General features: G+C 73.9%; 9 protein-coding genes and 1 pseudogene. 9 read left to right on the top strand and 1 reads right to left on the bottom strand.

The features are described 5' to 3' along the window. Positions 1 to 16: 16 nt before the first annotated feature. The 6 genes from LXM90_RS15770 to LXM90_RS15745 all read left to right on the top strand — a co-directional run bounded on the left by LXM90_RS15770 (position 17) and on the right by LXM90_RS15745 (position 7,211). On the top strand, positions 17 to 1,393 hold the full coding sequence (locus tag LXM90_RS15770) for a septal ring lytic transglycosylase RlpA family protein (protein ID WP_234080773.1): 1,377 nt from the start codon (positions 17 to 19) through the stop codon (positions 1,391 to 1,393). 183 nt (positions 1,394 to 1,576) lie between these two features. Next, positions 1,577 to 2,809 carry a D-alanyl-D-alanine carboxypeptidase family protein gene (locus LXM90_RS15765; protein ID WP_234080772.1) on the top strand — a complete coding sequence of 411 codons (1,233 nt, stop codon included), beginning with the start codon at positions 1,577 to 1,579 and terminating at the stop codon, positions 2,807 to 2,809. A 10-nt stretch (positions 2,810 to 2,819) separates the two neighbouring features. Beyond that, on the top strand, positions 2,820 to 3,542 hold the full coding sequence (gene tmk / locus LXM90_RS15760) for a dTMP kinase (protein ID WP_234080771.1): 723 nt from the start codon (positions 2,820 to 2,822) through the stop codon (positions 3,540 to 3,542). Positions 3,543 to 3,708: 166 nt separating this feature from the next. Then, complete coding sequence (locus LXM90_RS15755; protein WP_234080770.1) at positions 3,709 to 4,761, top strand: DNA polymerase III subunit delta'; 1,053 nt, start codon at positions 3,709 to 3,711, stop codon at positions 4,759 to 4,761. 141 nt (positions 4,762 to 4,902) lie between these two features. After that, entirely contained in the window at positions 4,903 to 5,499 is a 597-nt protein-coding gene (locus LXM90_RS15750) for a MarR family winged helix-turn-helix transcriptional regulator (RefSeq protein ID WP_234080769.1), read from the top strand. Further along, positions 5,496 to 7,211: an FAD-dependent monooxygenase gene (locus LXM90_RS15745; protein ID WP_020095554.1), complete on the top strand. Its 1,716-nt coding sequence runs from the start codon at positions 5,496 to 5,498 to the stop codon at positions 7,209 to 7,211. The genes LXM90_RS15750 and LXM90_RS15745 overlap by 4 nt, the downstream gene beginning before the upstream one ends. A gap of 107 nt (positions 7,212 to 7,318) precedes the next feature. Here the strand turns inward: LXM90_RS15745 and LXM90_RS32095 are convergent. Continuing rightward, positions 7,319 to 8,284 (bottom strand): annotated as a pseudogene (locus LXM90_RS32095) (helix-turn-helix domain-containing protein); the annotation flags it as partial. Positions 8,285 to 9,594: 1,310 nt separating this feature from the next. Here LXM90_RS32095 and metG point away from each other — a divergent pair. The 3 genes from metG to LXM90_RS15725 are packed head-to-tail and all read left to right on the top strand — an operon-like array spanning position 9,595 to position 12,848. Beyond that, a complete protein-coding gene (metG, locus tag LXM90_RS15735) occupies positions 9,595 to 11,172 on the top strand; it encodes a methionine--tRNA ligase (protein ID WP_234080768.1) in 1,578 nt (525 codons plus the stop codon). 49 nt (positions 11,173 to 11,221) lie between these two features. Next, positions 11,222 to 12,022, top strand: coding sequence for a TatD family hydrolase (locus LXM90_RS15730; protein ID WP_020095551.1), 801 nt, complete (start codon positions 11,222 to 11,224; stop codon positions 12,020 to 12,022). A 22-nt stretch (positions 12,023 to 12,044) separates the two neighbouring features. Further along, entirely contained in the window at positions 12,045 to 12,848 is an 804-nt protein-coding gene (locus tag LXM90_RS15725; protein WP_020095550.1) for an MBL fold metallo-hydrolase, read from the top strand. Positions 12,849 to 12,889: the final 41 nt, after the last annotated feature.

Here is a 12,889-nt window from a genome sequence, read left to right as displayed (position 1 = left end):
TTTGGTGAACCCCACGATGGTGCGCACGACGCTTCCCCGGCCGGCGCGCCTCGCCCTGCGGCTCATCGCCGTCTCGGGCGTGGCCCTGGCCACGGCCAACTGCGCGACCTCGCCCCAGCAGAAGCTCGCCGCCGGGAACGGGATCGACCCGAAATACGGGGTCAAGGCGAGCCCGCGCCTCTACAACGAGGGCGACGTGATCCCGAAGGGCGGCGGGCGCCGCTACACCGGCAAGCCCTACGTGGTGGCCGGGCAGACCTACGTGCCGAAGGAGAACCCGAGCGGCTACGTCCGCGAGGGGCTCGCCTCCTGGTATGGCTCGGCCTTCCACGGCCGCATGACCGCCAACGGCGAGGTCTTCGACCGCCACTCGATCGCCGCCGCCCACCCGACCCTGCCGCTGCCGAGCTACGCCCGGGTGACGAACCTCGAGAACGGCTACTCGATGCTGGTGCGCGTCAACGACCGCGGCCCCTACCATGCCGGCCGGGTCATGGACGTGTCGGAGGATGCGGCCGAAGCGCTGGGCTTCCACCGCAGGGGCACCGCGCGGGTGCGCGTCGAGTATGTCGGCAAGGCCTCGGTGGCCGGCAGCGACGACCGCAAGCTCCTCGCGAGCCTGCGCACCGACGGGCGGCCGGCCGGCCGCTCGACCGTGATGATGGCCGATCTCGGCCCGACGGAGGACACCGAGCGCTACACGCGCTCAGCCCCGGCTCTGGCCTTCAGGCCCGCCCAGGAGGCGGAGGAGAGCGGGACGGAGGCCGGGACGGCGGCCGGGAAGGCGCCCGCCGAGGCCCCGGCCGCCCGGCCCGAGCGGGCGGCGCCGGTGCGCGCGCCGATCGTGCTGGCCTCGGCCGCCGTGACGGTCCCGGCGGCCGTGCAGCCCACCGCCCCGCGGGTGCGCGAGTTCCGGCCCGCCCCCGTGCCGGCCGTCGCCGCCAGGGGCGGCCTCGGGGCCGGGCCCCTGAAGGTCGCGGGTCTCAACCCGGCCCACACCCCCGGCCTCGCCCCGGCCGCGCCGCCAGCGCACGGTCATGCCGCCGGGAAGGCCGGCCCGAAGGCCGGCCCGGCCCTCGCCGAGGTCCATCGCCGGGCGGTCCCGGCGCCCGGGACCGTGAAGCTCGCCAAGGCGTCGTCGGGCCCGTCCTCCGCGCCGCACGGCGCGTCCCCGGCCGCGATACCCGCCGCGATGCCGGCCTCGGCCAAGCTCGCCATGGCGCGCCTCGCCGCGGTGCCGGCCAGGGCGTCGGCCACGAAGGCCGGTGCGCCGGCCGCGAACGGCTCCGCGACCACCTCTGCCAAGACCGCCCCCAAGGCCCCCGCCGCCAAGGGGCCGGCCACCAAGACCGCCGGCAAGGCGGGACACGCCCGCCTCGCCGGGATCTACTGACGGCGGCGCCCGGGCCGACCCGCGGCCGCCCGACGGGTCCGGCGGCCCATGTGGCGGTCGATGTGGCGGCCGATGCGGCATTTCGCATTCGATCCGGCGCCGAAACCGTAATATGGTCACGCTTGTTATTGGGATACGGGCGGGACGCTTCCGGCCCGACGGCAGGCGCGGGACGGAACGGTGATGCGCAGACCCCTTCTCACCCTTCTCGCGGCCGCCTGCGCGCTGGGCGCCGGCCTCGCCGCCGCCGCCGCGCAGACTTTCCAGACCGCGGCCCCGCACGCGATCCTGATCGACGCCGATTCCGGCTCGGTCCTGTTCGAGAAGGCCGCCGACGAGCGGTTCTCGCCGGCCAGCATGGCCAAGCTCATGACCACCGACATCGTGTTCGAGGCGCTGAAATCCGGCCGCCTGTCGATGGACACGGAGTTCACCGTCACCGAGGACGCGTGGAAGCGCGGCGGGGCCGGGGGCGGCGGCTCGTCGATGTTCGCGCAGGTGAACAGCCGCATCAAGATGTCGGACCTGCTGCGCGGCCTGATCGTGCAGTCGGGCAACGACGCGGCCATCACCATCGCGGAGAACATGGCCGGCTCCGAGGAGGCCTTCGCCGGGCTGATGAACCAGCGCGCCAAGGAGATCGGGCTGACGAACTCGACCTTCCGCAACGCCACCGGCTACTCGGCGCCCGACCAGAAGGTCACGGCCCGGGACATGGCGAAGCTCGCGCTGCACATCATCGACACCTACCCGGACTACTACAAGATCTTCGCCGAGAAGGAGTTCACCTGGAACAAGATCCGCCAGCAGAACCGCAACCCGCTGCTCGCCCTCGACATCGGCGCGGACGGGCTCAAGACCGGCTACCTGGAGGAATCCGGCTACGCGCTCACCGGCTCGGCGGTGCAGAACGGCCAGCGGCTCGTGCTGGTGGTCTCGGGGCTCAAGACCGCCCGGGACCGCGCCTCCGAGTCGCGCAAGCTGATGGAGTGGGGCTTCCGCGCCTTCGAGCCCCGGCAGGTCTTCGCGCCGGGCGAGACCGTGGCCGAGGCCTCGGTGTTCGGCGGCCAGTCGGGCTCGGTGCCGCTGGTGGCGAAGAAGCCCGTGCGGGTGCTGCTGCCGCGGGGCTCCAGCGACCGGGTCAGCGCCAGGGCGATCTATACCGGGCCGCTCATCGCCCCGGTGGAGGAGGGCCAGCGGGTCGGGATCCTGCGCGTCCAGCGCGGCGACACCGTCGCCCTCGACCAGCCGCTCTTCGCCGGCGCCGCGGTGGAGCCCGGCACCCTGTCGCAGCGGGCGATGGACGCGGCGCTGGAATTCGGCACCGGCCTCGTCCGCAAGGCCTTCGACCGGGCCGGCAAGGGAACCGACAAGGGCGGGGACAAGGGTGCTGCCGGGGCGGCCAACCCGTCGTGACGGCGCGCGCGTGACCGGGCCGCTGTCCGGGGATCCCGCCGGGGCGGGCGGCACCTTCATCACCGTCGAGGGCGGGGAGGGGGCCGGCAAGTCGACCCAGATCGCCCGCCTCGCCGCGACCCTGCGCGCGCGCTCGGGGCGGCCCGTCTGCGTGACGCGCGAGCCCGGCGGCTCGCCGCGGGCGGAGGAGATCCGCACGGCGCTGCTCGACGGCGTCGCCAAGCCCTACGGCCCCTTCGCGGAGGCCCTGCTGTTCAGCGCCGCCCGGATCGACCATCTCGACCGGCTGATCCGCCCGGCGCTCCGCCGGGGCGAGACCGTGCTGTGCGACCGGTTCATCGACTCGACCCGGGCCTACCAGGGCGCCGCCGGGGGGCTCGATCCCGCGCTCGTGGACGCCCTGGAGCGGGTCGTCGTCGGCCCGACCCGGCCCGATCTCACCCTGATCCTCGACCTCGCCCCCGAGTCCGGCCTCGCCCGCGCGGCCGGGCGCGGCGCCCGGACGGGGCAGGGGGCCGACCGGTTCGAGGCCGAGGCCCTCGACTTCCACGTCCGGCTGCGGGAGGCCTTCCTGGCGATCGCCCGGGCGGAACCGGGGCGCTGCGCGGTGATCGACGCGTCCCGCGATCCCGACACGGTCGAGGCGGCGATCCGCGCCGCCGTCGCGTCCCGGCTGCCGGCGCTCCTGCCCGACCGGCCGGCGGGGGCGGGCCGGAGCGGCGACGCCGCGTGAGCGGCCGTACGGGCGGGGCCGGTCCCGTCCCGACCGGTCCCATCCTGGCCGGCGGCCGTGTAAGCAGTCGCGCGGGCGCGCCGCCCAGATCGGAGGCCGCCGGCCCGCGCCGTGAGACCCACTCCATGAAGCCCGCCCGTGAAGCCCGCCCCATGAGACCCGCCCCGTGAAGCCCACCGACCGCGCCGCCGACGACGTCGAGCCCGGGGACCTCGCCGGGATCCCGCGCCCGCGCGAGACCCTCGGGCTCGTCGGCCACGCGGCCGCGGCCGACGCCTTCGCGGCCGCCATCGCGGCGGGGCGCCTGCACCACGCGTGGCTGATCGGCGGCGCCCCCGGCATCGGCAAGGCGACCCTGGCCTACCGGGTCGCCCGGCGCCTGCTCGCCTACCCGGGGGGCGGGGGCCCGATGGGCCTCGCCGTGCCGGCGGGCGACGCCGTCCTCGGCAAGGTGGCGGGCCTGTCGCACCCGAACCTCGTGGTCCTGCGCCGCCACCGGAGCGCCGGCGCCAAGACGCTGCCGACCAAGATCTCGGTCGACGCGGTGCGCCGCGCCCTCGACCTGTTCGCCTCGACGGCCGCGGATTCGGGCTGGCGCGTCTGCATCCTCGACAGCGCCGAGGACCTGAACGCCAACGCCGCCAACGCCCTGCTCAAGGTGCTGGAGGAGCCGCCGCCCCGCGCGCTGTTCCTGATCCTGTCCCACCAGCCCGGCCGGCTGCTGCCGACCATCCGCTCCCGCTGCCGGGCGCTGATGCTGCGCCCCCTCCCGGCCGAGGACGTCGCCCGGGTGGTGCGCGGCCTGCCCGAGCCCTTCGCGCAGCCCGACGAGACCGCCCTGGCCCGGGCACTGGCCCAGTGCGAGGGCTCGGTCGCCCGCGCGCTCGCGATGCTCGATCCGGTCACCGCCGGCCTCGTGGCCGAGATCGAGACCCTGCTGGCGCGGGCGCGCACGCCCGACTGGGGCCGGGTGCTCAAGCTCGCCGAGACCCTGGCGGGCCGCGACGCCGAGGCGCGGTTCGAGGCCGCCCAGGACGCGGTGCTGCGCTTCGTCTCGGCCGAGATCGACCGGCGCCGGGATGAGCCCCCCGCCCGCCTCGCGGCCCTGGTGGAGGTCGCCGACCGGTTCGGCCGCGCCGCCCGGGAGGCGGCGATCTACAACCTCGACCGGCGCCCGGTCGTGCTGTCGCTGTTCGGGGATCTCGCGGCGGTGGCTTAGGGCCCGGCGGGCACCCGTCCCCGTATCCGACATCGGGATCCGGCCCGCCGCCGGCGTGGAACCGTCCGGCGCCGGCGCCGTTGTCCGCGCGATGACAGCATACTGTCATTCTGACAACATCCTGCCGTCAGGACGTGCCCCATGGAGCCCGACCCGCCTCGGACAGCCCGCGACCGCGACCGGACCCGGCACGCCCTGTCGGACCTCGTGGTCGCGGTGTTCCGCCTCAACGGCGACCTGCTCGCGGCCGGCGACACGCTGGTGCAGGATCTCGGGCTCACCAGCGCCCGCTGGCAGGTGCTGGGGGCCATCGCCCTCGCGCCGGCGCCGCTGCCCGTCGCCCACATCGCCCGCAACATGGGCCTCGCCCGCCAGTCGGTGCAGCGCCTCGTCGGCGAGATGCGGGCCGACGGGCTGATCCGGCTCGCGCCCAACCCCCACCACCGCCGCGCGCCCCTCGTCGCCATGACCCCGCGGGGCGCGGGGGCCTATCGGCAGGCGATGGCGCGCAACGCCCTCTGGTCGGACGGGCTCACCGAGGGCCTCGCGCCCGAGGCCGTCGAGGCCGCCGCCGCGCTGCTGCAGGGCCTGCAGCGGCGGATCGGCGCCTCCCACGCCGCCATCGCGTCCATCGCCGCGGAGGCCCGGCAGGAGACGCCGCACGAGACCCCGCACGAGACCCCGCACGAGACCCCGCACGAGACCCGACAGGAAAGCCGACAGGAGACCGACCGATGACCGACGCCCACGCCGCCCCGGGCTACGACGCCGACGTGATCGTCGTCGGCGCGGGCCCCGTCGGCCTGACCGCGGGCTGCGCCCTGCGCCATCACGGCGTGTCGTGCCTGATCCTGGAGCAGCGCGCGGAGGTCAGGGCGTACTCGCGGGCCAACAATCTCTGGGCCCGCCCGCAGGAGTTGCTCGCCGGCATCGGCCTGCGCGACGCCCTGGCGGAGAACGCCTACGCGGTCCGCACCATCAACTTCTTCGTCGACGGCGCGCCGACGACGCCGATCCCCATCGCCGACGTCGCCAGCCCCTATCCCGACGTCCTGTACAGCGGGCAGGACGTGATCGAGCGGACCTTGATCGACGCGTTCGAGGCCCGCGGCGGTCGGCTGGACCGGGGCTGCACGGTGACCGGCATCGACCAGGACGCGGCGGGCGTCACCGTGACCCTCCGGCGGGGCGCGGACGGGCCGGAGACGCGGCTGCGCGCCCGCTACTGCGTGGCCGCCGACGGGGCCCGGAGCACGGTCCGCGCCCGGCTCGGCCTGGATTTCGAGCCCGAGCGGCTCGCGGGCTGCATGAACCGGCAGGTCGACGCCCGGCTGTCCTGGCGCCGCGGGTCCGAGCCGGACCAGCTCTGGTTCTTCTACTACCCGCGCGGCTTCGCCGGCATCATGCCGGTCTGGGGCGGCTACCACCGGCTGTTCTTCCTGGCCGACGACGCCGGCGTGCCGGACCGCGACCCGACGCTCGCGGAGATCCAGGCCCTCGCCCGGGAGGTCACCGGCGACGAGACCCTCACCCTGAGCGACCCGCAATGGCTCACCCACAGCCGCTTCGCCTACGGGGTCTCCCCCGGCTACGCGCGGGGCCGCGTGTTCCTGGCGGGCGATGCCGGGCACCTGTCCCTGCCGATCGGCGGCCAGGGGATGAATGCCGGCCTCCACGACGCGGTCGAGATCGCGTGGCGGCTGGCCATGACCCTGCGGGGCGAGGCGGCGCCCGCCATCCTCGACTCCTACGACGGCGAGCGCGGCGGCGAGCACGCCCGGCTGAGCGCCCAGCAGGTGCGCGGGTTCCGGTGGACCGTCTATCGCGGCCCCGTCACCGACACGGTGCTGGGGCTGGCCGCGAAGGCGCTGCCGAACCTGGGCTCCCTGCTGCAGGGGACGGACGACATGCAGCAGATGGGCGTCGCCTATCCCGGCAGCCTCCTGAACGCGGATCACCTGTCGGGCCTCGCGAACCTGACGCACCTGCTGCGGCCGGGGCCGAAGCCGGGCCAGCGCGCGCCGGACGCGCCGGTGACGCGGGACGGGGTGCGCACGCGCCTGTTCCCGTTCCTCTACAACCCGGACGGATGGACGACGGGCTGGGCGCTCCTGTGCTTCGACGGACGGTCGCCGGAGGCGGCGCCCTTCCTTCTGGAGGCGGTCCAGGCCGTGGCGCCCTGGCCCTGGCTGCGTCCGCGGCTCGTCCTCGCCGGCCCCCTGATCGCGGCGGAGATGCCCGTCCTGTCGGATCTGGACGGCCGGGCACACGGCGCCTACGGGCTGGAGGGCCGGCCGGCGCTCGTGCTGGTGCGCCCGGACGGGCACATCGCCTTCCGGAGCGGCGCGGACCGGACCGATCGCCTGATCGCGTATTGCCGCGCGCTCTTCGACGCGGCGGGGCGCGCGGCCGGGGAAGTGGTGCGGCCGGAGGCGGCTTGCGCCGGGTGAGGGCGGCGGGGGCCGCGACGTCGGAGCCGTGCCCCGGGGCACGGCACCGCCCCTCGTCCCGGCGCCGCGTCCCGGCCGCCCGCGACCGGCACCGGAGTCGCGGCGTCTCACGGATCCGGCCGGCTGCCGGACAGGCGCAAGATCGCGGCTTCCCTGTAGGCGCGGGGCGACAGGCCGTGGCGGTCCTTGAAGCGCCGGGCGAAATGGGCCTGGGTCGCGAAGCCGCACTCGTAGGCCACGACGCCGATCGGGCGGTGCAGGCTGACCGGATCGGAGAGGCGCCTGGCCGCCGCCGCGAGGCGGCGCTCCCAGATCCAGTCGGAGATGTGCTGGCCGCGCTCGTGGAACAGTTCCTGGAGCCGGCGCAGGGACACGCCCATCGCGGCGGCGAGCCGGGGCGGATCGAGGGTCTGGTCGCCGAGATTCGCCTCGACATGGGCCTTGGCGCGCTGGACCACGACGCTGCCGTGCAGGGAATGCGGCACCTCCCGGGCCATCCGATCCGCGAGCGCGGCCACGATCAGATCCACGCCGATGGTCGCCATGCGCTCCGCTGCCTCGGGGGAGAGTTGCCGGTTCACCCGGAGCAGATCCCCGAAGAAGGTCGTCACCAGGCGGGTCGTGGCCGATCCGGCGGGCATCGTCAGGGCCGCGAACAGCCGGGCCGGTCCGAGCAGGCTCTCGAGGCGCTCCCGCGGCAGGGCCATGACCAGGGTCTGGCCATCCGTGCGCGCGTCCAGCACGCCCGGGTGATGGTCGATGACGGTGAGGTCTCCCGTCCCCTGCACCGCCTCGCGGCCGTGCTGCTGAAAGGTGGACGCGCCGACGAGACGGAAGTTCAAGCGGATCAGCCCGTCAGGCCGGCGCCGGACCGTATCGGCGGTGATCGTGGTCGTGAGGGCGCTCTGGGTGATCCGGCTGAAGGTCAGCGGGCCGACGGCGCCGATCTCGATCTCGCCCGCGAACGGCCCGTCGGCGCGCCGGCGCTGCTCGATCGGCCCGATCCGTTCGGCGACGACCTCCTGCCAGAGCTTGAAGCGCGTCCGGGGATGTGTCCCGGCCGTCGAGAAGACCCGGCGCTCAGGCCGCTCGGAGAGGCGCCGGCGCGCGGCCTCCGGAGAACCCGTCCGTTGCGCGGAGCCGGATGCCCCGGAGCGTGACCTGAAGACAAGACATCAACGAAAGATAGATCACATCGCCCCCATATTCGATCGACCAATTCAGCAATAATCGACTTATTGTCTCTGTTATTCGCAATATATCGAACCGTGTACGGCCATAAGTCCGATCTCTATATACATTTCGTCGACAAAGACCCCGCAATACCGATTCGAATCGCTCATATGTCACGCTCCTGCGTCCCTCAAGCTCCGAGAATAACTTAGCGAGCGGATCTGCGTCCGCTGGCGCTCGGCATTCCGGGCCGATGTGACGTCGATGGCAGCCGTGCGTGGTGCACCGATCCGGCGGCGCGACGGAACGCCGGCAGGGCTCGGCCCATGTGACGGTGCCCGCGGCCGATGAGTCTTCGGCACCGACGTCCTTGCGAGCGGAGCGAAGCAATCCAGCAGCGCGACCTTGCCGATGTTGCGCCGCCCTGGCTCGCTTCGCTGCGCTCGCGATGACGGAGAGGTGCGCGTCGACCGCAGCGCGCGGCTCAGCTTCCCTTGACAATGTTCCTATTTTGTGCTTCCTGACCGCACCTGTCCGCGGCGGCCCGGGAGCGATCCCGGGGCGTCCTTCGGGGGCCCGCCCGGTGGCTGACCGTGCGGGTCCGGGGACGGGGCGGCGCCCGCGTCGGTGGCTCTCAGCCGCCATCGCCCCGGGCGACGGACCGGTGCGGGGCGTGCCTCGGATGCGGGCGTGAGACCGGGCGGCACTGTGCCCGGCGGGGTGAGGAAATGCCCCCGCGCCGACCCGCCTCTGGGCCGACCCTGAGCGACCTGCGGACCCGCCCACTACGAGGCGGGGGACGGCTGGAAGGCCACGGCGCCGATGCGGGTTCCGGAGGTGCGGGCACGGCGTGCGCGCACCGCGACCGAGACCGCTCACGGGGAGTCGCAGGACCGGGACGTCGGAGACGCCGCGACGAGACAGACGGCAGCGGCTGGGGACCATGCCCGGTCGATGCCGCGGGGCGCCGCGGGGATCGGATCCCGCGCGTACTTGGCCGACACCTGGGTTCCCGCGGCGTCCCGCGTCCCTCGTGCCGTCTCCCGGGCCATGCCCCCGGCGCCACGCGCGCGCGCGGACGATCACGCGTGTCCGGTGCCGGCCGCCGCGGAGGATCGCCGTCGCGCCCGCAGGCGGCGACGGTTGCGTCCCGGCGCCGGCCGCGCGACAACGCGGGCAGCTTCCCGCGCTCATCCGGAACACCACAGACGTGACGTCCAACGCCCCGGCGAATCCCCGAAAGACGTTCGGTCTCTCGACCGCGATCTCCTACCCCAACGGCGCGCCCCATATCGGCCACGCCTACGAGGTGATCGCCGCCGACGCGATCGCGCGCTTCCACCGGCTCGACGGCTACGACGTGCTGTTCTCCACCGGGACCGACGAGCACGGGCTCAAGATCCAGCAGGCCGCGACCCGGGCCGGCACCACCCCGCGCGCCTACGTCGACGGCACGGCCGCCCGGTTCCAGGCCATGGCCGACCGGATGGACTGCGCCTACGACCGCTTCATCCGCACCACCGAGCCCGACCACTACGCCGCCGCCCAGGAGATCTGGCGGCGGATGGAGGCCAACGGCGACATCTACCTCGACAAGTATGCCGGCTGGTACTCGGTCCGCGACGAGGCCTACTACGACGAGTCCGAGACCCGGCTCCTGGAGGATGGCAGCCGCCGCAGCCTCGCCACCGACACGCCGGTCGAGTGGATGGAGGAGGAGAATTTCCTTTTCAGACTGTCCGCCTACCAGGACCGGCTGCTGGAACTCTACGCGGATCAGCCGGATTTCATCGGGCCGGACACGCGCCGGAACGAGGTGGCGAGCTTCGTGCGCTCCGGCCTCAAGGACCTCTCGGTCAGCCGCACCAATTTCGACTGGGGCGTGCCGGTGCCGGGGCATCCGAACCACGTGATGTACGTGTGGGTCGACGCGCTCACCAACTATCTCACCGTCACCGGCTTCCCCGACGCGGAGAACCCCCAAAAAAGATTCTGGCCGATGGACCTGCACGTGATCGGCAAGGACATCGTCCGGTTCCACGCGGTCTACTGGCCGGCCTTCCTGATGTCGGCCGGGCTGCCGCTCCCGAAGCGCGTCTTCGGCCACGGCTTCCTGCTCTCCAAGGGCGAGAAGATGTCGAAGTCGCTGGGCAACGTCCTCGACCCGTTCGAGCTCGCCGACACCTACGGGGTCGACCCGGTGCGCTACTTCGTGCTGCGCGAGGTGCCGTTCGGCGGCGACGGCAGCTACAGCCACGAGGCGATCATCGGCCGGATCAACGCCGATCTCGCCAACGATCTCGGCAACCTCGCCCAGCGCTCGCTCACGATGGTCGCCAAGAACTGCGACGGCGCGGTGCCGGATCCGGGCAGCCTGGACGCGGCCGACACGGCCCTGCTGGCCCAGGCCGACGCCCTGCCGGCACGGGCCCGGACCCTCATGGGCGAGCTGGCGCTCCACACCGTCCTGGCCGAGATCTGGGCCGTGGTGGCCGAGGCCAACCGCTACTTCGCCGCCCAGGAGCCATGGAAACTGCGCAAGTCCGACCCGGCGCGGATGAACGCGGTGCTCTACACGACGCTGGAATCCCTGCGCGTCTTCGGCATCCTGACCCAGCCCTTCGTGCCGGGGGCGGCGGCCAAGCTCCTCGACCTGCTGGCGGTGCCGGCCGACCGGCGCGGCCTCGCCGATGTGGGGGAGGGGGGCCGGCTCGTGCCCGGCACGGCGCTCCCCGCCCCCGCGCCGATCTTCCCGCGCTTCGAGCGCCCCGAGACTCCGTCCGCCTGAAGGACCTTGCCGCTTGAAGGACCCTGCCGCCCGACGGCCCCGAGACCCGATGCTCATCGACAGCCACTGCCATCTCGACTTCCCGGACTTCGCCGCCGACCTCCCGGGCGTGATCGCCCGCGCCAAGGCCGCGGGCGTCGCCGGCATGCTCACGATCGCCACCCGGGTCGCCAAGGCCGACACCTACCGGGCGATCGCCAAGGCCCATCCCGAGGTTTGGCACACGGTCGGCACCCATCCCCACGGGGCCGCCGAGGAGCCGGACGTCGCCGCCGAGACGATCGCGGGCCTCGCCCAGGCCAGCCCGCGCTGCGTCGGGATCGGCGAGGCCGGCCTCGACTACCACTACGCCGACGCCGCCCCCGAGGCCGTGCAGGAGCGGGTGCTGCGCGCCCACATCGCGGCGGCCCGGCTCTCCGGCCTGCCGCTCGTGATCCACGCCCGGGACGCCGACGACCACATGGAGCGGGTGCTTGCCGACGAGATGGGCCGGGCGCCGTTCCGGGCGGTGCTGCACTGCTTCTCGTCGGGGCGGCGGCTGGCGGAGGCCGGGGTGGAGCTGGGGCTGTACGTGTCCTTCTCGGGCATCGTCACGTTCCGGCGCTCGCACGACCTGCGCGACATCGCCAGGGCCGTGCCCCTCGACCGGATCCTGGTGGAGACCGACGCGCCGTTCCTGGCCCCCGAGCCCCACCGGGGACGGACCAACGAGCCGGCCTACACGGCCGACACCGCCCGGTCGCTGGCCGGGACCCTGGGGCTGACCGCCGAGGACTTCGCCCGGACCACGACGGCGAATTTCTTCACCTTGTTCGACAAGGCCGCCGGAACGCGCCCGGGCGCTGCGTGACGAGTCGGAGCGGGAGATCCGGATGGCGAGCCTGACCCTGCGCATCCTCGGTTGCGGCTCGTCCGGCGGGGTGCCGCGGGTCGGCAGCGGCTGGGGCGCCTGCGACCCGGCGGAGCCGCGCAACCGCCGGCGGCGCTGCTCGATCCTGGTGGAGCGCGCGTCGGGGGCGGGGCGGACCACGCTCCTGGTCGACACCTCTCCGGACCTGCGCGAGCAGCTCATCGACGCCGGCGTGACGCGCCTCGACGGGGTGCTCTACACCCACGCCCACGCCGACCACACCCACGGGATCGACGACCTGCGCCCGCTGGTGATCGCCATGCGGGCCCGCATCCCGGTCTACGCCGACGCCCTGACGCGGTCGCTGCTCACGGCCCGGTTCGGCTACTGCTTCGAGACGCCCCCCGGGAGCGCCTACCCGCCGATCCTCGACCTGCGCGACCTCGCCGCCGGCCGCGACCTGACCCTAGAGGGGGAGGGGGGGGCGATCACCGTGGAATCGCTCCCGGTGGAGCACGGCAACGAGGCGGCCCTGGGCTTCCGCTTCGGCGCGGCCGCCTACATGCCCGACGTCAGCCTGATCCCGGAGGCGAGCCTCGCCCGGCTCCGCGGTCTCGACCTGCTGATCATCGACGCCCTGCGGGACACCCCGCACCCGACCCACTTCTCGGTCTCGGACGCCCTCGCGCTGATCGAGTCGGTGCAGCCACGCCGCGCGGTCCTGACCAACCTGCACACGGATCTCGACTTCGGCGCCCTCGCGGCACGCCTGCCGGAGGGCATCGTGCCCGCCTATGACGGCATGACCCTGAGCCTCGAGGCCTGAGCACGCTCAACGGGAGGGCGAATCGGGCGTCACACGCCTGT

It is taken from the genome of Methylobacterium oryzae (assembly GCF_021398735.1).
GTDB lineage: Bacteria > Pseudomonadota > Alphaproteobacteria > Rhizobiales > Beijerinckiaceae > Methylobacterium.
This window is presented reverse-complemented; position numbering and strand designations above follow the sequence as displayed.

Coding starts and splice junctions, on each gene's coding strand:
- LXM90_RS15730 (WP_020095551.1), top strand. CDS start 11,222: ATGCTCATCGACAGCCACTGCCATCTCGACTTCCCGGACTTCGCCGCC.
- LXM90_RS15725 (WP_020095550.1), top strand. CDS start 12,045: ATGGCGAGCCTGACCCTGCGCATCCTCGGTTGCGGCTCGTCCGGCGGG.
- LXM90_RS15765 (WP_234080772.1), top strand. CDS start 1,577: ATGCGCAGACCCCTTCTCACCCTTCTCGCGGCCGCCTGCGCGCTGGGC.
- LXM90_RS15770 (WP_234080773.1), top strand. CDS start 17: ATGGTGCGCACGACGCTTCCCCGGCCGGCGCGCCTCGCCCTGCGGCTC.
- LXM90_RS15750 (WP_234080769.1), top strand. CDS start 4,903: ATGGAGCCCGACCCGCCTCGGACAGCCCGCGACCGCGACCGGACCCGG.
- LXM90_RS15745 (WP_020095554.1), top strand. CDS start 5,496: ATGACCGACGCCCACGCCGCCCCGGGCTACGACGCCGACGTGATCGTC.